The following is a 23,115-nucleotide window of genomic DNA, read 5'->3' on the forward strand; positions in this document are numbered from 1 at the left end:
CCCAGGTCTCGAGCGACCCGCCGGTAGCCGTCCAGAACGGCGATCTTCATTCGGTCATCGTGCGACTACGATCACCAGGTGACGTTCGCGGGAAATTGGGACCATCTGGAACCGGCTACGAAAGAGGCCTACCAGCGCTTCGACGCCCTCACCGAGCAGGGCCTCGACCCCGGCCCTGACACCGACTGGCGCCTCTACGGCACCTACGCCCACACCAAGCTCTGGCTCAGCCCGCAGGGCGGCCACGACTACGACGAGCGCGTCCTGCGCCTGGTCCGCACCGTGGCCGCGCGCGCCGTCGACTGGACTCCCGACGACGCCTGGAACCTGGCCGAACGCGCCGGCTACTGGGCCCGCCAAGGCCACACCCGCCACGAGGAGCTCTATCGGATTCCGCTGTCAGCCGCCCACCTGCTCCATCCGCAACAGCGCCGCGACCTGTTCGGCCACCTGAGGGACCTCGGAGAGCTCCAGCCGCTCCTGGAAAGCCTGCTCACCGAAGACGGCCCAGACGGTGCGGTCAGGAACGTGATCGGGGAGGCCGACCCCTTCGCCACGATGCTGGCCGAGGAGTACGGCCTCCGCCTGGCCGGAACGCTGCCACTGCTACGTCACTGGGCCACCGCTGACGCACCGGCCCCAGGCGACGGCTGGTTGCCGCTCGTCTGCGGCCTGCTCACTCCTGAGGCCGTCACCCTGGTCCACGAGCTGGTCACCCGCCTGGCCGCCTACCGGGGCGGCCCGTTCGTCTGCCATCACGCCGACATCAGCTGGAGCGAGGAGCGCTTCCTGAAGGGCCAGACCGTTTCGGTGGCGCGCGGCCTGATCTGGACCTGCGAGGTCATTGACGAACCTTGGGTCCCGTCGCTGCTCGCCGACGCCGCCGTCACCTGCGGCACCGGCCACGACGGCCCCGGCTCCACCTGCCGCAGCGAGACCGTCGCCAACGGGGCCGTCGGCGTGCTGGCCCGCCGCGGCGGGCCCGAGACGGTCACACCGCTGGCGCTCATTCAGGCGCGGGTGCGGGCGGCGTCCGTACAGGAGAACGCCACTCGCGCACTCGATGCGCTCGCCGACGCGGCGGCGCTGACCCGCGACCGGTTCCTCGACCGCGCTCTGCCCGCCGCCGCCACGCCCAGAGAGGTCGAGCAGGCGCGCACGGCCGCGCGCCACCGCCTGGAGCAGGCGCTCATCCACCAGCGTGAATGGACCTGGCGTGAGGTCGGTGAACATCTCCTCGACCACCCCGTCACCGGCCCCGACGCACGCGCCCTGGTGTGGCGGACCCCCGGCGGCCCCTCTGGCCTGCCCGTCAGAACCGCCGACGGCTGGGAACTGGCCGGGCACCACCCCGAGGGCCCTGTCACGTTGTGGCACCCGGCCGACGCGAGCGCCGAGGAGGTGAGCGCGTGGCGCGAGAGAGGTCTGGCGCAGCCGTTCGAACAAGTCCTCCGCGAGGTGTACGTGGAAGAGCCGGACCGTGTCGCCGGTCATGTCGTGCGCTACGACCCGGCCCGGACGGAGCTGATCCGGCATGGATGGACCGGCGTGTCGATCGGCTACTGGGAGCACGACTGTCACGAGGGGCAGGGCGAGGTGGTGCGCGACCTCGCGGGCTGGCAGGCCCGCTGGCTCCTGCGCGTCGTCGAGGGCATGTCCGACGAGGGCTGGGACCTGGACGCGCTGTGCGCGACCAACCCGATGACCTTCCACCGCGACGGCCGGAAGGTGCCCGCGGCGTCGGTGCCGCCACTGGTGCGGTCGGAGATCCTCCGAGAGGCCGACCTCACAGTCGCCGCCGCTTCGGCCGGCCCGGACGCCCAGCACCTGGTCGATTATTACGACGGATACTGGCACTAGAAGTTACGCGGCACCACCACGACGGGCACGTCGTCCAGCCACCTGGCCGGGCGCCCAGGGCTGTCGAGGTCGCCGAGCCAGACGGACGGCGTCATGGCACATGCCCCTCCAACCACACGCCCCGCTAGCGCCAGGGCATGTACTGGAGGCACCAGGTATTGCCGTCCGGGTCGGCGAAGTACGCGTAGAGCACGCCGCCGGAGTCCTCGATCTCGCTGATCTCGACGCCACGCCCGACGAGTTGAGCGCGCGACGCCTCGATGTCGGCTACCACGAGGTGCAGACCGCGCAGAGTTCCTGGAGGCATGTCGAGCGTGGACAGGCCTTCGGCCAGCGTGATCGAGCATGCCGAACCGGGCGGAGTGAGTTGGACGATGCGGACACCGGGCTTCGGGTTGACGTCGACGTCGAGGCGGAACCCGAGCTGGTCCTGGTAGAAGGCCTTGGCCCGTTCGATGTCGGTGGTCGGCACCGGCACGAGTTCCAGCAGCAGCGCGCCAGGGGGCACAGGCGGGTTGCCGGAGTCCTGGGGAACCTCCCCGAGGTCGGCCGGGATCTCGGTGACTGGTGCGGATGCGTCGGTCATGGATGGTGCCTTTCGTCGGGGAGGTGCGGTGGCAGTGTGGCGAGTACAGCGGCGAGGCGGTCGTACCCTTCGCCGGCGCCGCGTCGCATGGAGCCGCGCACGACCATGTCGCGGATTTCGGGCGAGGAGTACTGCGCGGTGACGGTCATGATGGTGTGTCCGTCTGCCTCGTCCAGAACGGTGGTGACCAGTGCCGCGCCGTCGGCCCAGTCACGGTGGATCTCGGTCTGTGTGAGGCGTACAGGCGGCACGACCTCACGGAACAGCCCGTGTAGTTCCATCTCGGAGCCACCCGGCCCTGTCGAGACGAACCGCCAGGCACCGCCTGGGCGTAGGTCGACCTCGCAGACGGTGAGCTGCCAGCCGCGGGCGCCGTACCAGCGGCGGAGCAGTTCCGGCTCGGTGAGCGCGGCGAAGACCAGCGGCGCGGGAGCGGCGAAGGTCCGGGTGAGGACGAGGCCGGTGGCCCCGGACTCGACGACGTGCAGCCCGAGGCCGGGGTGCGGGGAGGTCACGTTTCGCCGTCCTGCAGGTCGTCCAGCAGGGCATCCAGTCGCTGATAGCTCGCTTCCCAGTAGTCGCGGTAGTCGGCCAGCCAGTCCGTGGCCGTCTTGAGCGGCTCGGCCACCAGCCGGCATGGCCGGCGCTGTGCGTCGCGGCCGCGGCGGATCAGGCCCGCCCGTTCGAGCACGCGCAGGTGTTTGGAGACGGCGGGCTGGCTCATCGCGAACGGCGCGGCCAGCTCGGTGACCGTGGCGTCACCCGCCGCGAGCCGGGCCAGGATGGCCCGTCGGGTGGGGTCGGCGAGCGCCGCGAACGTCGCGTCCAGCCTGTCGCTTGCAACCATTTCCATAACCCTCCGGTTCCATAACCTGATGGTTTTATATGTGCTAGCCTCCAGCCTTGTCAAGATCGCAGACGCTCTGGGGGCAACCATGGGAAAGGTCTTCACACAGGCGTCGGTCTCGCTGGACGGGTACATCTCCGGCCCCGGCCAGTCAGGCTTCGACAAACTGTTCGCCTGGTGCACGGCAGGCACCGTGGCCACGCCAACGGCCGATCCGGACCGGCTGACCTACCGCACCTCCGAGGCAACGGCCCGCTACCTGCGCCGACTCCAGGAGACGCTCGGAGCCTGCGTCATCGGCCGGAACCTGTTCGACCTCACCGCGGGCTGGAACGGGCGACACCCGAGCGGCGTACCGGTGTTCGTTGTCAGCCACCGCCCACCACCGTCCGACTGGACGGCGACGACACCGTTCACGTTCGTCGGCGACGGCGTGGAGAACGCGATCGCGCGAGCCCGCGAGGCGGCCGGGCATCGCGACGTCGGCGTCGGCCCCGGCGGCACCGCGGCCGACGCGCTGAAGGCCGGCCTGCTCGACGAGTTGCGGCTGGACGTCGTGCCAGTGGTACTCGGCGGCGGCACGCCTGTGCTGGCCGGGCTCAACGCCACAGCACCGATCGGCTTCGAGCAGGCCGAGATCATCGAGGGAATCGGTGTGACTCACATGACCTATCGCCGCACGCCCCAGACGCCGGCGTAATGCGAGAGATCCGCCTCGGCCGCCGACCGGCAACCGACCGATCAAGCAGGCCCCCCGCTCAGGCCCATGCCACCAGCCGCAAAGCAACGCCACGCAACCGATCATGCGTACCTCGACCCGGCAAGGCGGCAAAGCGCCATTGACCTGTGGTCAGACCGCCCCGGGCATGGACGCGGCAGGGCCCGATCCGCGCGGGACGCCGGTGTGGCGCGCCGACGCCGAATCCGACGTCATCACCGACCTCGGCCCTCTCCACCTGTAACGGCCGAACGAGAACGCGGCGCCTACCGCGCCGTCACCGGGACGATCCGGGTGGCCGGGGCAAAGGACCCGCCCGCTCTCCTGGTGGTGGTTCAGGCCTGGAAGAGCCTGATCTCGGACTGGCTCGTGTGACCCCGGTCGGCGGCGCCGCCGATCCAGCCGTCGCAGATTCCCAGCAGGCTGTTGCTGCCCTTGGCGGTCCACGCGACCTTCCCCGTCACGGCGTCCCGGACCCACGGCACGTAGCGGCGGCGGCCGTCCTCGTTAAGTGACGGTGAGTGCCGAAGGGTCAGCTGTTCGGTTCCCGTATTCCGTTGAGGGCCTTGCGGAGCAGGGTGGCCAGTTGGTCTTGTTCGCGGGCGCTGAGGTTGGCGGTGGCGGACCGGGCGAACTCGAAGGACTCCTCGAAGGCGGCGTAGAGGGCGGCTCCATCGGGGGTCCGGACGATCTGCCGGGAGCGGCCGTCGCCGGGGTGAGGTCGGCGGTGGACGAGATCGCGAGCCTCGAGCCTGCTGATGATCTGGGTGATATTGGACGCGTCGCAGCTGAGTTCGTCGGCCAGTTCCCGCATCCCGATCTGCCGGGTGAGCCGCCCGAGCACACAGGCCTGCGCCACGCTCAGCCCGTGCTCCAGGGCGGCGGTTTCGTATGCGCGGTCGTAGGCGTCGACGAAGTCGAACATCGCCCGTTCGGCATCGGTCGACGCGGCGACGGGCCCCGAAGGTGTAGCCATGGGGCCGATTCTACAAGAACTTGATGGGCTCAAGTATATGTGCCAAGGTAGATACTTAATTGACTCAAGTATCTACGGGGCATTCTGATGATGATCACCAGCAAGGGACGGGCCCGGGAGTGGCACCTGGCGCGACGGCCGCAAGGGCAGGTGTCGGCCGACGACTTCGCACTGGTCGAAACCGAGATCTCCGAATTGCGGCCCGGTCAGGTCCTGGTTCGCAACACGCACTTGTCGGTGGACCCGTACATGCGTGGCCGGATGGACGACCGCCCGTTCTACATCCCGCCATTCCCGCTGAGGGCACCGCTGGAGGGGGGAGCGATCGGCGTGGTCGTCGAGTCCCGTGCGGACGACGTCAAGCCGGGCCAGGTGGTTGAGCACTTCCTGGGCCTGCGCGAGGCCACCGTGATCGACGCGGCCGGGGTCGTACCCATCGACACCGACGATCTACCCGCCGAAACCTATCTCGGCGTGCTCGGCGCGACGGGCCTGACCGCATGGCTGGGCATCACCCGAATGGCGTCGGTGCGATCCGGCGACACGGTGTTCGTCACGGGAGCGGCCGGGGCGGTCGGGAGCATCGCCGGTCAGATCGCCCGACTGCGGGGAGCCAAGCAGGTGATCGGCAGCGCGGGATCATCCGCCAAGGTCCGCCACCTGGTCGATGACCTCGGTTTCGACACCGCCTTCGACCATCACGACGGTGCGACCGGTGAGCACCTTGCACAGGCCGCCCCGGACGGCATCGACGTGGTCTTCGACAACGTCGGCGGCGCCCAGTTGGAGGCCGCGATCGACCATCTCCGGGTCGGTGCCCGGCTGGCCCTGTGCGGAATGGCCAGCCAGTACGACGGCCGGGAACCACACGGCCTGCGGAACCTCTACCAGCTGGTCACCAAGCGGGTGACCGCGCGCGGCTTCCTGGTCACCGACCACCAGGACCAGATGCCCGCCTTCCGCGCCGAGGTGGGTTCCTGGGTACGCTCGGGCGAGATCGTCCACCGGCAGACGGCAGTGAACGGCATCGAACGGATGCCCGAAGCCCTACTGGGCCTGCTGCGCAGTGGAGCGCCCACGATCGGCAAGGCCGTCGTCCGGCTCCAAGAGCAGGCATGATCCGCACGGCGCTGGTGACTGGAGCCCGAGGCAAGACAGGACGCGAGGTGGCCGCCCGGCTGCGCCGCTTCGGGATCCTCGTCCACGCTGGGTCGTCGCAGCCCGCCAGGACGTCAGACACCAGAACCGATCCGGTCCGTTTCGACTGGCACGACCAGGCGACCTGGCGCGAGGCGGCCGCAGCCGTGGACGCGATCTACTTGATGCGCCCCGACCACCCCACCGCCCCCGAACTCGTCGCCAAGCTGGTCGAGGTGAACCCGGACGCGCATGTCGTCCTGCTGTCCGAGCAGGGAGCCGAAACCCTCTCACCGGACCACTGGGCACGCCGGGTCGAGGACGCGGTCATCACTCGGGCCGCTTCCTGGACCCTGCTCCGTCCGTCCTGGTTCCACCAGGTCCTGACCGACTCTCGGTTCTACCGCGACGCCATCCGGGACGACCGCGTCCTGAGCCTCCCCTCAGGCGGCGCCCCGATCGCGTGGGTGGACGCACGCGACATCGCCGACGTCGCCGTGGCCGCTCTCCGCGCGCCGGAGGATCACCACGGCCGAGCGCACACGATCACCGGTCCGGACCCGGTTCCCGTCGCGAACGTCGCGCAGGAACTCTCCGCGCGTCTCGGCCACCAGATCCGCGCCGAGGACCCCTCCCCACGGGAAACCCTCGACGGCCTCGACCCCTGGACGGCGGACATCCTCGACGACCTCTACCACCGCGTCCGACACGGCGGTTTCAGCCAGCTCTCCCCAGCCGTGAAGCAGATCACCGGCCGCGAGCCCACATCGATAGGCGAATTCATCAACGCCCACCTCGACCAATGGAGGAGAAGGCCCTCGAGGAGGCTGAGTGCAGAAATTAGCGGTAGGGAGTTGATCTTCGTACCGGTTCGGTGACGGCACCCGTTTGGGCTGGTTGCGGGGCCTACGTTCCTGGGCCATGCCCTTCGAATTTCTCTCTGATGAGCAGATCGCCCGCTATGGCCGCTTCCCTGAGGAGCCTTCGGCTGCGGAGCTGGAGCAGTTCTTCCGGCTGGATCGCAGCGCGTTGGACGCGCTGGCGTCCAAGCGTCGGCCGGCCACCAAACTCGGTTGGGCCGTGCAGTGGGGCACGGTGCGCATGCTCGGGGTGTTCCTGACCGACGACCCGCTGGCTGTTCCGCCGGGTGCGGTCGCGTTCGTGGCCGAGCAGCTCGGCCTGGATCCGGCGCACTTCGTCGACTACGGGCAGCGGCAGCAGACGGTGTACGAGCACGCCTGGGAGATTCGCCGGCTGCTGGGTTATCGCGACTTCGGGGTGTGCGAGAGCGAGGTGCGCCAGTACGTGGCGGCCCGGGTGTGGGCTTCGGCGGAGGGGCCGCGGGCGTTGTTCGACCGGGCGCGGGTGCACATGCTCAAGGAGCGCATCCTGCTGCCGGGCATGACCGTGCTGGTGCGGCTGGTCGGGGAGGTGCGGCGGGCGGAGAACGAGCGGCTGCACGCGTTGCTGTCGGGCCGGTTGTCGGCCGAGATGCGCGCCGCGCTGGTGGGGCTGCTGGCGGTGCCGGACGGCAGGCTCCGCTCGGAGCTGGAGCGGTTGCGGACGGCGCCGACGAAGGCTTCGGGCCGGGGGCTGGCCGAGGAGCTGCGCCGGGTGGCCGAGATCGCCGAGTTCGGCGTGGGATCGGTGGCCACTGATCCGGTGCCGGTGGTCAAGCTGGGGGCGCTGGCCCGTTACGGGCTGGCGGCCAAGGCTCCGACGCTGCGGGATCTGGCCACCCACCGGCAGGGCGCGACGCTGCTGGCCACGGTGCGGCACCTGGAGACCGCCTCGGTCGATGATGCGCTCGACGTGCTGATTTCCTCCAACCTGCTGGCCCGTGCGGAGAGGGCGGGCAAGGCCGAGCAGCTGCGCACCTTCCCCAGGCTGCGTAAGGCGGCACGGACGATGGCCTCGGCGATGGAGGTGCTGATGGCCGTGCCGGAGGCGACCGAGGAGCGGCTGGTGTCGCTGGTGGAGGTGTGGAAGGCGATCGAGGAGGTGCGCCGCGCGAACGGCTGGCGGCCGCGGTGGAGACCGTGGCGGCGTTCGTGCCGGTCACCGATGACGACGCGGCCGCCGAGTGGCGGGCCGAGCTGGTCAAGCGCTACCGCACGGTGCAGGGCTTCATCGAGCCGCTGCTGGAGGTGATCCGGTTCCGTGCGGTTGAGACCGGCACACCGGTGCTGGCCATGGTGCGCACCGCGGCGGCGATGGCCAAGAGCCGCTGCCGCTACGCGCCGGGCGACATCGCCGAGCACGAGGCGCTGATCACCGGGTCGTGGCGGGGCCTGATCTACCGCAACCCGGACCTGCCCGCCGGGCAGATCGACAAGGCGGCGTTCGTGCTGTGCGCGCTCATGCACCTGCACACCGCGCTGCGCCGGCGTGACGTGTTCGCCGAAGGCTCCGAGCGGTGGAGCGACCCGCGGGCCCGGCTGCTGGACGGGCAGGCGTGGCAGCAGGCGCGGCCGCGCGTGCTGACCTCGCTGGAACTGGAGCTGGAACCGGCCGGGCACCTGGCCGAGCTCGCCAGCGCGCTGGAAGGCGCCTATGTCCGGGTGCTGGACGGGCTCGGCAGCAACACCGCGGTGCAGTTCGTCGGTGGCCGGCTGCAGCTGGAAAAGCTCGGCCCGCTGGCCGAACCGCCGTTGATGAAGGAGTTGCGGAGCCTGGTCGATGGCATGCTGCCCCGGCTGGACTTCCCCGAACTGCTGCTGGAGGTCTTCGACCGCACCGGCCTGCCCGCGGACTTCACCCACGTCTCCGGTATCGATGCCGCGATGGACGACTTCCCGATGAGACTGGCCGCCCTCATCGTGGCTGAGGCGTGCAACGTCGGCCTGGTCCCGATCGAGAAGCCGAACGTGCCCGCCCTCACCCGGGCCCGGCTGCAGCAGGTCGACCAGGGCTACCTACGCACCGAGACGATCGCGGCGGCCAACGCCCGGGCCGGCATCGACATCGTCCGGCACTGGGGCAGCGGGCACATCGCCTCGGCCGACGGGCTGCGCTTCATCGTGCCGGTGGCCAGCCTGCACGCCGGGCACAACCCGATCTATTTCGGCCGCCAGCGCGGCGCGACCTGGCTGAACGTGGTCAACGACCAGGTGATGGGCATCGGCGGCCTGGTGGTGCCGGGCACGCTGCGTGACTCGCTGTTCATCCTGGACGCCATCCACAACCTCGACGGCGGACCGCGCCCCGAGACGATCATCACCGATACCGCCAGCTACTCCGACCTGGTGTTCGGGCTGTTCGCGATCTGCGGGTATCAGTTCTCGCCGCGCATCGCCGATCTGGCCGACATGCGGCTGTGTCGCACCAACACCCGCGCCACCTACGGGCCGCTGGAGCACACCTCCCGCCACGTGGTGCGTCTGGACCGGATCCGGGCGCACCGGGGCGACATGCTGCGGGTGGCCGGTTCGCTGACGATGGGCACGGCGCGCGCCTATGACCTGATCCGGATGTTGTCGGCCGACGGCCGCCCCACTGGCCTGGGGAGGCGTTCGTGCACTACGGCCGCATCTTCAAAACCCTCCACCTGCTGCAGTTCTTGCACGATGAGGGCTACCGGCGGATGATCGGCACCCAGCTGAACGTGCAGGAGGCCCGCCACCGGCTGGCCCGCAAGATCGCCTTCGGCAACCGGGGCCAGCTGCGCCAGCGCTACCGCGAGGGCATGGAAGACCAGCTCGGCAGCCTCGGCCTGGCGCTGAACGCGGTCATCTGGTGGAACAGCCTCTACATCGACGCCGCCGTCAAGCAACTGCGCGCCCAAGGTTTCCCGGTCACCGACGAGATGTGCGCCCGGCTGTCGCCGATCCAGTACGAGCACATCAACTTCCTGGGCCGCTACGCCTTCACTCGCGCCGACGCCAGCTCCGGGCTGCGTCCCTTCCACGACCTGTTCGCCCCGGCCGGGTGAGCCCGCCACCGTCGACGGGCGGTCAACAGCAGAACTTCAGATAGTCCTGCAGGTCGCCGAGAATGCGGGCGACACTGTCGCGGTCACCGCGATACAGCACCTCCTTGCCTGCCCGTCGGGAGGTGAGGATGCCGCCGCGCCTCAGCAGGGCCAGTTGCTGGGAGGCGGCGGACTGGCTGACGCCAGCGCGTTCGGCCACCTGGTTGACCGACAACTCGGCACCACGGGCGAACAGCAGCATGATCTGCTGGCGCCCCGGGCTGGCCAGCGCCTTGAGGAAGTCCTGGGCGGCCTGTGGTATCTGCGGCGCGCACGCGGCGCCCACCGGCGTTGCCGATGCTGCCGGTGGTGTCGTGGTCTCGGTCATGCCTGCTGCCTCCTGCCTGCACCCTACCTCTCACATCAAGATATTGACATATTATAAAATGACGGTACGTTCTGCGGCATGTCCATCGACGACGACCGTGTCCTGATCATCGGGGCCGGGCAGTCCGGCCTGGCCGCCGCGCACGCCGCCCTTGAACACGGGCTGCACCCCGTGCTGCTGGAGGCCTCCGCGCGGGCGGCCGGGTCCTGGCCGCGCTACTACGACAGCCTGACCCTGTTCTCCCCCGCCCGCTACAGCCACCTGCCCGGCCTGCCCTTCGGCGGGGACGGCGACCGCTACCCGCACCGTGACGAGGTGGCCGCCTACCTGGAGCGCTACGCCGCCGCCCTGGCCGATCGCGGCGCGCAGATCCGCACCGGCACCCGCGTGAACAGGGTCGAGGCAGGCGAGGAGCTCGACGAGGGCGGGCGGGGCTTTGCCGTGCGCCTGGAAGGCGGCGAGGAGGTGAGCGCGCCCGTCCTGATCGCGGCCAGCGGCGCGTTCGCCCGCCCTCACCGCCCCGCCCTGGCCGGGCTGGAGACCTTCACGGGGCGGGTGCTGCACGCCGCCGACTACCGCTGCCCGGCCATGCTGGCCGCCGAGCACGTGGTGGTGGTCGGCGCGGGCAACTCGGCAATCCAGATCGCCCACGAGCTGGCCGCTCACACGCGGGTCACGCTGGCCACCCGGGCGCCGATCCGTTTCGCGGCGCAGCGCCCGCTCGGGCGTGATCTGCACTTCTGGTTTCGCCTGAGCGGGTTTGACCGGCTGCCGCTGGCGCGCGCCGATGCCCCGCCCGCCGTGCCGGTGCTCGACGACGGCCGCTACCGCCGGGCGCTGCGTCAGGGCCGCTACGTGCGGCGGGCGATGTTCACCCGCCTGGACGGTCAGGAGGTGGTGTGGGCCGACGGGCGCCGTGAACGCGCTGATGCGCTGCTGCTGGCCACCGGCTACCGGCCCGATCTGGGATATCTGGCCGCGTTGGGCGCGCTGCGCGGCGACGGGCGGCCCCACCAGCGCGCAGGCCTGTCGCTGACCCACCCGGGGCTGGGCTTTCTGGGGCTGGAGTGGCAGCGCACGCCCTCCTCCAACACCTTGCGCGGCGTCGGCGCCGATGCCCGGTACCTGCTGGCCCGCCTTGTGCGGCGCGACAGGACGCGGCGGCGGCGTCCCTGACCCCCCACTGCTTAGATCAGCATCTAATTTGACTTTCCTCTATCCAAGGAGGCATGCTGCCTCTGATTCGATTGATGTCGAATCAAGGCCGGGTGGGGCCCAGACACCGAATCCAGGAGGAGCGATGAGCGAGAACATCGACGGCCAGGAGGCCCATCACGCCGCTGCGGCATGTTGCGGGGTCAGTGCCTGCTGCACCGCCGGTGAGCAGGCGCTGGAGCCCGGCACCACGGTGGCTCAGGCTAAGGCCTCAAGCGGCTGCGGTTGCGTGGAGGCAGACTCCAGCCAGGCCGCGCGGCCGAGTGGTGTCCTGCCGGTGGTGGTGATCGGTGCCGGGCCGGTCGGCCTGGCCGCCGCCGCCCACCTGACCGAACGCGGCCAGAACTTCCTGGTCGTGGAGGCGGGCGAGCAGGTGGCCGCCTCGGTCGCCCGGTGGGGTCATGTGCGGGTGTTCAGCCCGTGGAAGTACAACATCGACGCCGCGGCCCGCCGCCTGCTTCAGGCCGACGGCTGGATCGCCCCCGACCCCGAGTGGCTGCCCACCGGCGTCGAGCTCATCGACGGCTACCTCGCCCCGCTGGCCAAGCTGCTGGGCGAGCGGGTACGGCTCGGCGCGAAGGTGAACGCAATCAGCCGCCTGGGCTACGACCGGGTACGCACCAACGGCCGCCAGGACGTGCCCTTCCTCATCCGCCTGGACAACGGCGAGGAGCTCCAGGCCCGCGCCGTCATCGACGCCTCCGGCACGTATGAGACCCCGAACGTGCTCGGCGCCAGCGGCCTGCCCGCCCACGGCGAACCGCAGGCCGTCGCGGGCGGGCTGGTCGACCACGCCCTGCCCGACGTGCTCGGAGCCGACCTCGACCGCTACGAGGGCAAGCACGTCCTGGTCGTGGGTGCGGGCCACTCGGCCGCCACCACCCTGCTGGCACTGGCCCAGCTGCCAGAGGCCACCCGGATCACGTGGGCGATCCGCGCCGGCGGCGCCACCCGCACCTACGGTGGTGGCGCGGCCGACGCGCTGCCCGCCCGCGGCGCGCTCGGCACCCGGCTGCGCGCGCACGTTGACTCCGGCCGCATCACTCTGCTGACCGGCTTCTTCACCCACACCGTCCAGCCCGGCGGCGAACAGGTCACCGTGATCAGCCGCGACTCGTCCGGCCACGAGCAGGCCATCGTCGTCGACCGGGTCGTCGCCGCGACCGGCTACCGGCCCGACCACACCATCGCCGGCGAGCTGCGCCTGGACCTCGACCCGATCCTCGGCTCCACCCGCGCCCTGGCCCCGTTGATCGACCCCAACGCCCACTCCTGCGGCACCGTCCCCGCGCACGGCGTCGACGAACTCGCCCATCCCGAACCCGGCTACTACGCCGTCGGCGTCAAGTCCTACGGTCGCGCCCCCACCTTCCTGATGGCCACCGGGTATGAGCAGGTCCGCTCGGTCGTCGCCGCTCTGGCCGGTGACTGGCAGGCCGCCCGCGACGTCCAGCTCGACCTGCCCGAGACCGGCGTGTGCTCCTCCAACCTGGCCGAAGCCCAGCAGGTGCGCGTCGGCCTGGCCACCGGCATCAGCGGCGGCCTGCTGGCCACCCCGCTCCCCCTGGTGACGGCCGACGCCGGTAGCGGCTGCTGCGGCTGAGCCGTACCACGCGAAAGGAAGCTCTTCATGTCCGAGGGATACCCCACCGCGGCCCAGCGGGAGGCGCTGCGCCTCATCTGCGCCCACGAGCCACTGGAGGTCGGGCAGCTCGGCGAGCATCTGGTCGCCGCCCGGCGCTCAAGCACCAACCCGGGCTTCGCCCCGGCGATCGCCCGCATGGCGGGAACGTTGACCTGGCGGCTGCGCGCTCAAGGGTTCATCGCCGAAACGCAGGCCGCCGACGGCTGGACGACGACGGCGGACGGCCGTGAGCTGATCGCCTGCGCCGGGATGCGCGGGTGAGCTCCACCGCCCAGGCCGCCGCTTCCCTGACCGGGAGCGGCGGCCAGTCGCGTTTCACGAGGGGGTGGCAGATCGTCGCCGCCCTGGCCGTGACCCAGACCATCGGCTACGGCGTGCTCTACTACGCCTTCTCCGTCTTCCTGACTCCGATGGCGCGTGAGCTTTCCGCCTCCCAGACGCAGGTCGCCGCCGCGCTCACGCTGTCGATCCTGATCGCCGCTTTGTGCGCCCCGGCGGCGGGTCGCCGGCTGGACGCCCGTGGCGGGCGCGGTTTGATGAGTGTCGGTTCGATCCTCGGCATGGCCGCGCTGCTGGCCTGGTCGCGGGTGGAGAGTCTGTGGCAGTTGTACGCCGTGTTCGCCGCCGTTGGCATCGCCTGCGCCATGGTGCTGTATGAGGCGGCCTTCGCCGTCATCATCGCCTGGTACGGCGGCGACGGACGTGGCCGGGCGGGTGGGCTGCTGGCATTGACCATCGTGGCCGGATTCGCCTCGGCGATCTTCATCCCGCTCACCGGCCTGCTCGTCGACGCCTACGGCTGGCGTCAGGCCCTGGTGGTGCTTGCCCTGCTCTACGGGCTGACCGCGATCCCGCTGCACGCCCTCGTCATCCGCCGTCGCCCCAGGGCAGCCGGCACAGCCGCAACGGCGCAGCAGAGAAGCGAGATCGTCAAGGCCGCGGTGCGGCGCCGCCCGTTCTGGTTACTGGTGATCGCCTTCACCGCCAACGGCGGCGCGGTGGCCACCATCGCGGTACTGCTGGTCACCTACCTCATCCACCTCGGCCACAGTCCGGTCCTGGCCGCCACCCTGGCAGGTCTGCTGGGTGTGCTGTCGGTCACCGGCCGCCTGATCACCACCGGCCTGCAGACCCGGCTGCCCGCCGCCCTCATCGCCGCTGCGATCTTCGCCCTGCAGGGCGTGGCCGTCTTGTCGCTGCCGCTCCTGGGGCGCAGCGTGGCCGGGGCGATCGGCTGCGTGCTGGGGTTCGGGCTCGGCTTCGGCATCGCCTCCATCACCTTGCCCCACCTGCTGGTCGGCCGGTACGGCACGGCGGCCTACGCCACCCTGTCGGGCCGCATCGCCGTCTTCTCCGTCGCCGACAAAGCCCTGGCCCCGCTCGGCGCCGTCGCCCTGGCCCAGAGCGCCGGATACACCTGGGTCATGACCGTGGTCGCCGCCGCCTGCGCGATCGCCGCCTTCGCACTGGTCGCCTACCATCGCCTATAATTTCGATGGACTTCAAAGTAAGGAATGCCGGATGACCGCCGTAACGATCCAGTGCTGCGCGCCGATCGCCCGCGAGCCGATCTCGGAGAACGACGCGGCCGAGCTCGCGGCCGCGCTCAAGGCGGTCGCCGACCCGGTACGGCTGCGGCTGCTGTCGATGATCGGCTCGCATGCGGGCGGCGAGGCGTGCGTGTGCGACCTGACCGCCGCCTTCGACCTGACCGCTCCCACGATCTCCCACCATTTGAAGGTGCTGCGCACCGCCGGGCTGATCGACTGCGAGCGGCGCGGCACCTGGGTTTACTACTGGGTCGTGCCGGCCGCTGTGGCCCGCTTGGGTGCGCTGTTCACCCCGCTGGCCCAGCCCATCGAGGTATGAACGGCCCGCAGACGGCGACCACCTCGCCGCGGCTGGTCGACGTCCTGGTCATCGGCGGCGGCCAGGCAGGTCTGGCCGCCGGCTACCACCTGCGCCGCGCCGGGGCCGACTTCGTCGTCCTGGACGCCCAGGAGCGGCCGGGCGGCGCCTGGCGGCACGCCTGGCCCTCGCTGCGGCTGTTCTCCCCGGCCCAGTACAGCTCGCTGCCGGGGCGCATGATGCCCGCCCCCACCACGGGCGGCTACCCCGGCGCGGCCGACGTCGTGGCCTACCTGGCCGACTACGAGCAGCGCTATCAGCTTCCCGTCGTGCGTCCGGTCCAGGTGCGGGCGGTGCGGCGCAGCGGTGAGTGTCTGCAGGTGGATACCGACGCAGGCGTCTGGCGGGCCCGGATCGTGATCAGCGCGACCGGCACCTGGTGGCGCCCGTACGTGCCGCACTACCCCGGCCTCGACGCCTTCCAGGGCCAGCAGCTGCACACCGCCCACTACCGCGGCCCCGAGGCCTTGGCCGGGCGAAGCGTTCTCGTCGTGGGCGGCGGTAACTCCGCCGCCCAGATCCTCGCCGAGGTCTCGGCTGTCGCCTCGACGACCTGGGCCACGCTGCGCCCGCCCCGGCTGCTGCCCGACGACGTCGACGGCCGGGCCCTGTTCGAGGTGGCCACCCGCCGCCAGCGGGCCCTGCAGGCCGGGCAGACGGCACCCGGGGTCGGTGATCTCGGAGACATCGTCGCCGTCCCGGCCGTACGCGAGGCTCGGGAGCGGGGCGTGCTCAAGGCCGAACCGATGTTCGCCCGCCTCACCCCGACCGGCGTCGCCTGGGCCGACGGCACCGTGCTGGACTGCGATGTCGTCATCTGGTGCACCGGGTTCCGGCCCGCCCTGACCCACCTGGCGCCGTTGCGGCTGCGCGGCCCCGGCGGAGCGGTCGCGGTCGAGGGCACCCGGGCGGCGGGTGAGGCGCGGCTGTACCTGCTGGGCTACGGCGACTGGACTGGGCCCGCCTCGGCCACGCTGATCGGCGCCGGCCGCACCGCGAAACAGGCTGTCGCCGAGGTGCTCACCCAGCTGTGACGCCCGGCCGCCGCAGCCGGCAGGCACATCAGCCCTGGTCGGCCAGGGGGATGTCCGCGCTCTGGGCCCACTGCTTGATCGTCTCCCAGTGCGGACCCCACGCCTGGGGGTTGAGGCTTCCGTCCCGGCGAATCTGCTGGTTTTCCGCGACGCCGTAGGTCTGCAGGAGATCACCGACGAGCTGGGCCGTGGCGCGGGCCAGGGGGCGGCCGTCGTCGGCCAGATCGTTGAGCCAGACGACGGATTCGCCGTAGGCCACGCGGCTGATCCGGCTGCCCAGCGGGCGGTTGACCCCGGTCTCCGGGGTGGGCGTCAGCAGGTCGACGCGGTAGCGGTCGATATGGATGTCGTCATACGGCCACCCGGCGGGCCGGGGGCCGGAGTACAGCGTGGGGTGCAGGTGGGTGTCGGCGACCAGGGTGACCCTCACCAGCGCGCTGCCGTTGACCGCGGCCTGGTCGCGGGCGTGACGGGCCAGGTAGCGCAGGGCGCTGGCGGTGCGTACGACGATCTCTGCGTCCAGGACCGCCACGGTGAAGGTGTCGCTGCCCGCCGGGGGGATGGCGGTGGGGTGCACCGTGAAGGTGCCTGCGCCGTCGGTGTACAGCTCGGCGCGCACACCGAACAGTGAATTGCCGCCCGCTTCGGCGACCAATCGCCGATGCGCCACCGACGTCGAGGTGAAGGTCGGCGTCTGGGCGCCGATCATCACGATCTCCTGGCGTGTGCGCTCCTCGAAGGCCCGGACCTTCTCACCGTCCAGCAGCAGGTCGCCGGGCAGATCCGGCACCAGGGTCACGGCCAGCAGCGGCAGCGGGAACTGGCTTCGGGCGCTGGTGGTCGCCGTGGTGCGCACCGCGTTGTTCTCCAGCTCCACGACCCGCCCGGCCTGGTCGGTGACGGCCATCACCCGGCGCCGGTAGGCCGCGGCGATCTCCGATTCGCTCAGCCACACCTTGTCGGCGCCGTGCCGTCTCGGCCAGCGCAGCCCTTTTTCCTCCTGAGAGGGGATGGACACCGCGTGCGGTGCCAGCGTGCTGGGCGGGATCGCGATCAGCAGGAACCCCTTGCCCGCCTCAGCGGGATTCTCCACCGGGCGGGTGCCGAAGCGGGGCATCGGGTGGATGCGGTCGGCGACCGTGCTACGGATACGGTTTTCCAGACCGGCCAGGGCGACCCCCAGCGCGGCCGAGGGGGTGTCACGTACTTCGGCCATCCCGACGATGATCAGCCCGCCGAGGTGGTTGGCGAAGGTGGCGATGTCGATGGCGATGTCGTCCTTGCCCTCCTCGCCGGAGGGATACAGGCGCTTGTAGTCCAGGTCCTCGGCCTCACGGGCGTCGGCGTTGCCGACCAGGTCGGCGATCTGCTGGTAGGTGACCTGGTGCACGGGGGCGCCGAGGAGGGTTTCCAGGCGGCGGGGGCTGTAGAGCATGAGCGAGAAGGTCTCCCTTGACCGTGCCGGGGCCTGGCGGCCCGGTTTGATCACGGTAGAGGAGGCATACGACGATTTGTCAGCGGAGCAGTACACAAAGTGGCAGCCGCCCCGGCCGAAGCTGGCGGGGGCGGCTGTTTGCGTTCACGACCGGGCGAGACGGTCTCAGCCGGGCAGCAGTTCGGCGATGAGTTTTTCGATCCGGGTGCGGATCTCGTCGCGGATCGCTCGCACGGCTTCGATGCCCTGGCCGGCCGGGTCCTCCAGCTTCCAGTCCTCATACCGTTTGCCGGGGAAGAACGGGCAGGCATCCCCGCAGCCCATGGTGATGACGATGTCGGAGGCCTGTACCGCCTCGGGGGTGAGCACCTTCGGCTTCTGGTCGGTGATGTCGATGCCGGCCTCGGCCATCGCCGCGACCGCGACCGGGTTGATGGTCTCGGCCGGGGCCGAACCGGCGGAGCGGACCTCGATGCGGTTTCCTGCCAGGTGGGTCAGCCAACCGGCGGCCATCTGGGAGCGGCCGGCGTTGTGGACGCAGACGAACAGAACGCTGGGCGTGTCAGACATGGACCGACCCCTTCGAGGCGGTAGCGGAGGTGAACAGGCGTCGGCCCCACAGGCTGACGTAGACCAAAGCGACCAGGACGGGCACCTCGATCAGCGGGCCGACCACCCCGGCCAGGGCCTGGCCGGAGGTGACACCGAACAGGCCGATGGCCACCGCGATGGCCAGCTCGAAGTTGTTGCCCGCCGCGGTGAACGCCAAAGTGGCGGTGCGGTCGTACGGCAGGCCGATCGCCCGCCCGAGCAGGAAGGAGCCGCCCCACATCAGGGCGAAGTAGGCCAGCAGCGGCAGCGCGATCCGGGCCACATCCCCGGGCCGTTCGCTGATGGTGTGCCCTTGCAGGGCGAACAGCACGACGATGGTGAACAGCAACCCGTACAGGGCCACGGGTCCGACCTTCGGCAGGAACCGCTCCTCATACCACTGGCGGCCCTTGGAACGCTCGCCGAGCTTGCGCGAGAGGTATCCGGCGGCCAGGGGGATGCCCAGGAAGATCAGAACACTCTGGGCGATGTCCCACGCCGAGATCTGCAGCGCGGTGCCTTCGCCCAGGCCGAGCCAGGCGGGCAGGATCTGCAGGTAGAACCAGCCCAGTGCGGCGAAGGCGAGCACCTGGAAGATGGAGTTGATCGCGACCAGGACGGCGGCGGCCTCCCGGTTACCGCAGGCCAGGTCGTTCCAGATGAGCACCATAGCGATGCAGCGGGCCAGCCCGACGATGATCAGCCCGGTGCGGTAGGCGGGCAGGTCGGGCAGGAAGATCCAGGCCAGGGCGAACATCAGCGCCGGGCCGATGATCCAGTTCAGTAGCAGGGAGGACAGGAGCAGGCGGCGGTCGCCGGTGACGGTGTCCAGCCGGTCGTAGCGGACTTTGGCCAGCACCGGGTACATCATCAGCAGCAGGCCGAGCGCGATCGGCAGCGAGATCCCGCCGATCTTCACCGCCTCCAGCGCCGCGTTCAGGCCCGGCACCGCTCGGCCGAGCAGCAGCCCGGCGGCCATGGCGACGCCGATCCACACCGGCAGAAAACGATCGAGTGTGGACAGGCCCTTGATCACGCCTGGGTCGGCGGGCGGCGCGGCGGCCGGGGAACGGGTGGGTGATGACATGCGGTGTCCTTGTGATTCGTGTGGGGCCCACGGGCCCGGTTCGGGCCGTTCAGATCGTGATGGGGACGCTGAGCAGGCCGGACAGCTCGGCCAGGCGTTCGGGCACGGCACGGTAGTAGACCCAGGAGGCGCGCCGTTCGGAGGTGAGCAGGCCGACCTCTTTGAGGACCTTCAGGTGATGGCTGATGGTGGGCTGGGACAACTCAAAAGCGCCGGTGATGTCGCACACGCACGCCTCGCCGCCGGCGTGGCTGGCCACGATCGACACGATGCGCAGCCGGACCGGGTCGCCCAGGGCCTTGAACACCCGCGCCGCTGCGGCCGCCTGTCCGGCATCCAGCGGTTCGCGTACCAGCGGCGAGTCGCAGTCCAGGATCTCCAGCGGTTGCATCGTCTCCCCCTTGGTCATGTCGGCACACAACGGATTCCACTTTCATCTATATTGACATCCGTCTATCAGTGGGCGGCACGGGGGTGGCGGCGAGGTGACCGATCAGCCGGGAGCCTCGCTGGTCAGGGCGATGTTCTGGTCGATGGTGAGGTCAGCGCGTTTGTAGGTGTGGGTCATGACCGGCTCCCGGGATGGCAACGTGCGGAATCGACGGATGTCTAATTCGACAGATGCCAATATTGGCGCTTATCGATACCACTGTGGGTAAACGCCGGATGAACAACCCGTATGTGCCCGTTCCCGCGTGGACTGCCGCGGGCAGTCACCGACCCGGGAAAGGCTTCAGGCACGACGAAGGCCCTCGCCATACGGCGAGGGCCTTCGATTCAACGCGTGCGTACCGGTGTGCAGGTCGCCTCTCGGCGAAAGGCACAACGCGGCTCCAGCCGAACGGTAGTCCGCGAAGGCAAAAGGTGAGGCCCGGGGACACTGTGCACACCGGCCACGGCATGCACAACCACCGCCGCCCGCCGGATGTTCCCCACCCCCACACACGAATGAAGGCGGAGCCCGGCCCTGGTAGGAACAGCACGAGACCATGAAGATCCGGCCGCACACAGGGGACGGCAGGCATCACACAGGCAAGGGAGCACAGCAGGCATGACACCGGACGAAAGCACTGCGCCCGCCCATGCGGTGCGCTCGATTCCGCTGCCCTTAGCCGCCGGGGCGGCGGTGGGCGCACTGGGCGGAATGATCGGCCTGGGAGGCGCGGAGTTCCGGCTGCCGCTGCTGATCGGCCTGTTCGGCTTCGCCGCGCTGTCGGCGGTCATCCTCAACAAGGCGATCAGCCTGGTCGTGGTGCTCACCGCGCTGCCCGCCCGCCTGGCCGCCGTTTCCTTCACCGATCTGGGCACGCACTGGGCGATCGCGGCCAACCTGCTGGCCGGAAGCCTGCTGGGCGCCTGGGCCGGCGCGTCCTGGGCGGTGCGGATGCGTACCGCCACCCTGTACACGGTGCTGGCGGCCTTGATGACGCTCATGGCCGCCGCATTGCTGTTCACCCATTTCACCGCCCTGGGCTCACCGGCCCTGCCCGGCCCGGTGCAGACGGCCGCCGGAGTCGCGGCCGGGTTCGGCATCGGCGTGGTGGCCGCCATCATGGGCGTGGCCGGCGGCGAACTGCTGATCCCGACGATCGTGCTGCTGTATGCCATCGACATCAAGACCGCCGGGAGCCTGTCGCTGCTGGTGTCGCTGCCCACCATGCTGGTGGCCTTCGCCCGCTACAGCCGAGATGGCAGCTTCGCCGTCCTGGGCGCCAACCGGCGCTTCGCCGTCGTCATGGCCGCCGGGTCGATCACCGGCGCCCTATTGGGCGGCCTGCTGCTCGGCGTGATCCCCGACCTGATCCTCATCCCCCTCCTGGCCGCCATTTTGCTGATCTCAGCGGTCAAGCTGGCCCGCCACACCTCCACGCGTGAGTGAACGCCGCCCCTGGGACGTCTTGGCCAGGAGCACTCCCTACTGTCCAGCGACGGTACTGCGCCGCTCCAGCAGGATCACATCCCGCCAGGCGCTGCGGTGGCGGCCGATGCTCTCGCGGATGCCGACCACACGGAAGCCGAGCTTTTCGTGCAGGGCGAGGCTGGCGGCGTTGCCGGGAAAGATCCCGGCCTGGATCGTCCAGATCCCGGCGTCCTCGCTGGCGGCGATGAACGCCTCCAGCAGCGCCCGGCCGATGCCGTGCGCCTGGCAGCCCGGGTGGACGTAGACGCTGTGCTCGACCACTCCGGCGTACGCCGGCCGGGAGGAGACCGGCGAGGCGGCCACCCAGCCGACGACCTGTCCGGTCGCGGTGTCGACGGCGACATAGCGTGGGTGTGCCAGCTTGCCCGCGTCAAACCCCTCCCAGGACGGCGCCGTCGTCTCGAAGCTGGCCTGCCCCGTCTCCAGGCCCGCCTGGTAGATGACCAGCACCTGCTCGGCGTCACTTTGACGCATCGGCCGGATCTCCAGGCCCGGCCCGGCGGCGGGCTTGACGGCTTGGACGATGGCCGAGTGCACGCCGTCGCCGTGATCGGCGCTCAGCGTGATGCGGGCCCCGATGAACCCGGCCTCCAGCAGCAGCTGCCGATAGGTGGGCACAGGCAGTGCCCCGGCCACGCAGCCGATGCGCCGTTCGGCCTCCTGGCGCCGTCGTGCGTCGAGGTCGCCGTCGACGGCGATGTCGCTGACGACGAGGCGGCCGCCCGGCCGCAGCACCCGGAACGCCTCGGCCAGCGTCGCGGTCTTGTCGTCGGACAGATTGATCACGCAGTTGGAGATGACCACGTCCACCGTCCGGTCTGGCAGCGGGACGTTCTCGATGGTGCCGTGCAGGAAGACGGTGTTGCTCACGCCTGCCTGCTCGGCGTTGCGCCGAGCCAGCGCGAGCATGTCGGCGCTGGCGTCCAGCCCGTAGACGGTGCCGCCGGGGCCGACCCGGCGCGCCGCGGCCAGCATGTCGATCCCGCCGCCCGAGCCCAGGTCCAGCACGCTCTCGCCGGGCCGCAGGCCGGCCACGGCGACCGGGTCGCCGCATCCCAGGCTGGTGCTCACCGCACCCTCCGGAAGGGCGTCGGTGTCGTCGTAGCCGGCGGCGCCGCAACACCCCTGCGTGGAGGCGCCGGAGCCGCAGTCGGCAATGACGCGACCGGCGGCCGCGGCCCGGGCCAGACGGGAGTAGCGTTCGACGATCTCCTCGTGCGCCATCGCGCCTCTCCTTTCACTCACAGACCGGCGCGGCCGGGACAGGGTTGCCCATCACCACGTCGGCGGCGGTGGGAAAACAGCTCACGCACGCCTCGTTGATCCGGTACAGGCTGGCGGTGCCCTGTCGTTCGACCAGCACGAACCGCACCTCGGACAGGATCTTCAGATGGTGGGAGACGGTCGACTGGCCCACCCCGGAGGCCGCGACAATCTCGCCCACGCTCATCGGCGCACGCCGCCGGGCCAGCAGCGACACGATCTGGATCCGGGTGGCATCGGCCAACGCCTTGAACCAGCCGGCGTACTCCTCGGCCTCGGCTCGCGCCAAGGGCCCTTGGTCATCATTCATCGTTAATCGACGATATTCGATGAATGTCCAGAAGGGAAGACCGTGGCAAGACCGGTGATCGGCTAGCTTCCGGAATGACTCAATTCCGGAGTCGGCCCCGTAGCCGCGTACCGGCCGGACCGGTGATCCGTTGAAATCCGCCCTTACAAGGACCGCGTGGGTGAGGTTCGTGCCAGTGAGGTTGATTGTCACGTGGGGCAGGTCGTGGTCGGTGATGCGCCGGCCGATTACGGTGAAGGCGGCCTGGAGGCCTATTCGCAGTTCGGACCCACGTCACGGTCCTT

Annotated in this window: 24 protein-coding genes and 1 pseudogene; 13 read left to right on the top strand and 12 right to left on the bottom strand. The window is 70.4% G+C overall.

Annotated elements, in window-relative coordinates; translation table 11 throughout:
• Positions 1 to 78 precede the first annotated feature (78 nt).
• Positions 79 to 1,860, top strand: coding sequence for a DUF4132 domain-containing protein (locus ACFYY8_RS39425; protein WP_390050218.1), 1,782 nt, complete (start codon positions 79 to 81; stop codon positions 1,858 to 1,860).
• A gap of 124 nt (positions 1,861 to 1,984) precedes the next feature.
• Here the strand turns inward: ACFYY8_RS39425 and ACFYY8_RS39430 are convergent, their stop codons facing one another.
• The 3 genes from ACFYY8_RS39430 to ACFYY8_RS39440 are packed head-to-tail and all read right to left on the bottom strand — an operon-like array spanning position 1,985 to position 3,293.
• Positions 1,985 to 2,446 (bottom strand): VOC family protein, encoded by a 462-nt coding sequence (locus tag ACFYY8_RS39430; protein WP_390050219.1) that lies wholly within the window; start codon positions 2,444 to 2,446, stop codon positions 1,985 to 1,987.
• Positions 2,443 to 2,961, bottom strand: coding sequence for an SRPBCC family protein (locus ACFYY8_RS39435; RefSeq protein ID WP_390050220.1), 519 nt, complete (start codon positions 2,959 to 2,961; stop codon positions 2,443 to 2,445). Before ACFYY8_RS39435 ends, ACFYY8_RS39430 begins: the two co-directional genes overlap by 4 nt.
• Positions 2,958 to 3,293 (bottom strand): ArsR/SmtB family transcription factor, encoded by a 336-nt coding sequence (locus ACFYY8_RS39440; RefSeq protein WP_390050221.1) that lies wholly within the window; start codon positions 3,291 to 3,293, stop codon positions 2,958 to 2,960. Before ACFYY8_RS39440 ends, ACFYY8_RS39435 begins: the two co-directional genes overlap by 4 nt.
• Positions 3,294 to 3,381: 88 nt before the next feature.
• Here ACFYY8_RS39440 and ACFYY8_RS39445 point away from each other — a divergent pair, with 88 nt between their 5' ends.
• Positions 3,382 to 3,993 (top strand): dihydrofolate reductase family protein, encoded by a 612-nt coding sequence (locus ACFYY8_RS39445; protein ID WP_390050222.1) that lies wholly within the window; start codon positions 3,382 to 3,384, stop codon positions 3,991 to 3,993.
• A gap of 353 nt (positions 3,994 to 4,346) precedes the next feature.
• Here ACFYY8_RS39445 and ACFYY8_RS39450 read toward each other — a convergent pair whose 3' ends face one another.
• Both ACFYY8_RS39450 and ACFYY8_RS39455 read right to left on the bottom strand, forming a co-directional pair.
• Positions 4,347 to 4,475 carry a hypothetical protein gene (locus ACFYY8_RS39450; protein ID WP_390050223.1) on the bottom strand — a complete coding sequence of 43 codons (129 nt, stop codon included), beginning with the start codon at positions 4,473 to 4,475 and terminating at the stop codon, positions 4,347 to 4,349.
• A gap of 68 nt (positions 4,476 to 4,543) precedes the next feature.
• On the bottom strand, positions 4,544 to 4,987 hold the full coding sequence (locus ACFYY8_RS39455) for a MarR family winged helix-turn-helix transcriptional regulator (RefSeq protein ID WP_390050224.1): 444 nt from the start codon (positions 4,985 to 4,987) through the stop codon (positions 4,544 to 4,546).
• A gap of 87 nt (positions 4,988 to 5,074) precedes the next feature.
• Between ACFYY8_RS39455 and ACFYY8_RS39460 the strand changes: the two genes are divergently transcribed.
• The 4 genes and pseudogenes from ACFYY8_RS39460 (at position 5,075) to ACFYY8_RS39475 (ending at position 10,055) form a co-directional block, all read left to right on the top strand.
• Complete coding sequence (locus ACFYY8_RS39460; RefSeq protein ID WP_390050225.1) at positions 5,075 to 6,106, top strand: NADP-dependent oxidoreductase; 1,032 nt, start codon at positions 5,075 to 5,077, stop codon at positions 6,104 to 6,106.
• A complete protein-coding gene (locus ACFYY8_RS39465) occupies positions 6,103 to 7,002 on the top strand; it encodes an NAD(P)H-binding protein (RefSeq protein WP_390050226.1) in 900 nt (299 codons plus the stop codon). Before ACFYY8_RS39460 ends, ACFYY8_RS39465 begins: the two co-directional genes overlap by 4 nt.
• A gap of 43 nt (positions 7,003 to 7,045) precedes the next feature.
• Positions 7,046 to 8,275 (top strand): DUF4158 domain-containing protein, encoded by a 1,230-nt coding sequence (locus tag ACFYY8_RS39470; RefSeq protein WP_390050227.1) that lies wholly within the window; start codon positions 7,046 to 7,048, stop codon positions 8,273 to 8,275.
• Positions 8,276 to 8,808: 533 nt separating this feature from the next.
• A pseudogene (locus ACFYY8_RS39475) lies at positions 8,809 to 10,055 on the top strand (transposase).
• 22 nt (positions 10,056 to 10,077) lie between these two features.
• Here the strand turns inward: ACFYY8_RS39475 and ACFYY8_RS39480 are convergent.
• On the bottom strand, positions 10,078 to 10,422 hold the full coding sequence (locus ACFYY8_RS39480) for an ArsR/SmtB family transcription factor (RefSeq protein ID WP_390050228.1): 345 nt from the start codon (positions 10,420 to 10,422) through the stop codon (positions 10,078 to 10,080).
• A 78-nt stretch (positions 10,423 to 10,500) separates the two neighbouring features.
• Here ACFYY8_RS39480 and ACFYY8_RS39485 point away from each other — a divergent pair, with 78 nt between their 5' ends.
• The 6 genes from ACFYY8_RS39485 to ACFYY8_RS39510 all read left to right on the top strand — a co-directional run bounded on the left by ACFYY8_RS39485 (position 10,501) and on the right by ACFYY8_RS39510 (position 16,224).
• Positions 10,501 to 11,598 carry a flavin-containing monooxygenase gene (locus ACFYY8_RS39485; protein ID WP_390050229.1) on the top strand — a complete coding sequence of 366 codons (1,098 nt, stop codon included), beginning with the start codon at positions 10,501 to 10,503 and terminating at the stop codon, positions 11,596 to 11,598.
• Between the two features lie 124 nt (positions 11,599 to 11,722).
• A complete protein-coding gene (locus tag ACFYY8_RS39490; RefSeq protein WP_390050230.1) occupies positions 11,723 to 13,240 on the top strand; it encodes an FAD-dependent oxidoreductase in 1,518 nt (505 codons plus the stop codon).
• Positions 13,241 to 13,267: 27 nt separating this feature from the next.
• Entirely contained in the window at positions 13,268 to 13,543 is a 276-nt protein-coding gene (locus ACFYY8_RS39495) for a hypothetical protein (protein WP_390050231.1), read from the top strand.
• Positions 13,540 to 14,772, top strand: a complete 1,233-nt coding sequence (locus ACFYY8_RS39500) for an MFS transporter (RefSeq protein ID WP_390050232.1) — start codon at positions 13,540 to 13,542, stop codon at positions 14,770 to 14,772. Before ACFYY8_RS39495 ends, ACFYY8_RS39500 begins: the two co-directional genes overlap by 4 nt.
• 31 nt (positions 14,773 to 14,803) lie before the next feature.
• Positions 14,804 to 15,151, top strand: coding sequence for an ArsR/SmtB family transcription factor (locus ACFYY8_RS39505; RefSeq protein WP_390050233.1), 348 nt, complete (start codon positions 14,804 to 14,806; stop codon positions 15,149 to 15,151).
• The gene (locus tag ACFYY8_RS39510) at positions 15,148 to 16,224 is read left to right on the top strand and encodes an ArsO family NAD(P)H-dependent flavin-containing monooxygenase (RefSeq protein WP_390050234.1); all 1,077 of its coding nucleotides are present in this window, start codon (positions 15,148 to 15,150) and stop codon (positions 16,222 to 16,224) included. The genes ACFYY8_RS39505 and ACFYY8_RS39510 overlap by 4 nt, the downstream gene beginning before the upstream one ends.
• Before the next feature lie 28 nt (positions 16,225 to 16,252).
• Here the strand turns inward: ACFYY8_RS39510 and ACFYY8_RS39515 are convergent, their stop codons facing one another.
• The 4 genes from ACFYY8_RS39515 to ACFYY8_RS39530 all read right to left on the bottom strand — a co-directional run bounded on the left by ACFYY8_RS39515 (position 16,253) and on the right by ACFYY8_RS39530 (position 19,746).
• Positions 16,253 to 17,659 carry a helix-turn-helix domain-containing protein gene (locus ACFYY8_RS39515; RefSeq protein ID WP_390050235.1) on the bottom strand — a complete coding sequence of 469 codons (1,407 nt, stop codon included), beginning with the start codon at positions 17,657 to 17,659 and terminating at the stop codon, positions 16,253 to 16,255.
• A 165-nt stretch (positions 17,660 to 17,824) separates the two neighbouring features.
• Complete coding sequence (locus ACFYY8_RS39520) at positions 17,825 to 18,229, bottom strand: arsenate reductase ArsC (protein ID WP_390050236.1); 405 nt, start codon at positions 18,227 to 18,229, stop codon at positions 17,825 to 17,827.
• Positions 18,222 to 19,337 (bottom strand): ACR3 family arsenite efflux transporter, encoded by a 1,116-nt coding sequence (gene arsB / locus ACFYY8_RS39525; RefSeq protein ID WP_390050237.1) that lies wholly within the window; start codon positions 19,335 to 19,337, stop codon positions 18,222 to 18,224. Before arsB ends, ACFYY8_RS39520 begins: the two co-directional genes overlap by 8 nt.
• A 49-nt stretch (positions 19,338 to 19,386) precedes the next feature.
• Positions 19,387 to 19,746, bottom strand: coding sequence for an ArsR/SmtB family transcription factor (locus ACFYY8_RS39530; RefSeq protein WP_390050238.1), 360 nt, complete (start codon positions 19,744 to 19,746; stop codon positions 19,387 to 19,389).
• 642 nt (positions 19,747 to 20,388) lie between these two features.
• On the opposite strand from ACFYY8_RS39530, the gene ACFYY8_RS39535 reads away from it, so the two are divergent.
• On the top strand, positions 20,389 to 21,216 hold the full coding sequence (locus tag ACFYY8_RS39535) for a sulfite exporter TauE/SafE family protein (protein ID WP_390050239.1): 828 nt from the start codon (positions 20,389 to 20,391) through the stop codon (positions 21,214 to 21,216).
• Positions 21,217 to 21,252: 36 nt separating this feature from the next.
• Here the strand turns inward: ACFYY8_RS39535 and ACFYY8_RS39540 are convergent, their stop codons facing one another.
• Together ACFYY8_RS39540 and ACFYY8_RS39545 are read right to left on the bottom strand one after the other, a co-directional pair.
• Positions 21,253 to 22,482, bottom strand: a complete 1,230-nt coding sequence (locus tag ACFYY8_RS39540; RefSeq protein WP_390050240.1) for a GNAT family N-acetyltransferase — start codon at positions 22,480 to 22,482, stop codon at positions 21,253 to 21,255.
• Positions 22,483 to 22,495: 13 nt separating this feature from the next.
• Positions 22,496 to 22,831: an ArsR/SmtB family transcription factor gene (locus ACFYY8_RS39545; RefSeq protein WP_390050241.1), complete on the bottom strand. Its 336-nt coding sequence runs from the start codon at positions 22,829 to 22,831 to the stop codon at positions 22,496 to 22,498.
• Positions 22,832 to 23,115: the final 284 nt, after the last annotated feature.

It is taken from the genome of Streptosporangium sp. NPDC001559 (genome assembly GCF_042893955.1).
Lineage (GTDB): Bacteria > Actinomycetota > Actinomycetes > Streptosporangiales > Streptosporangiaceae > Streptosporangium.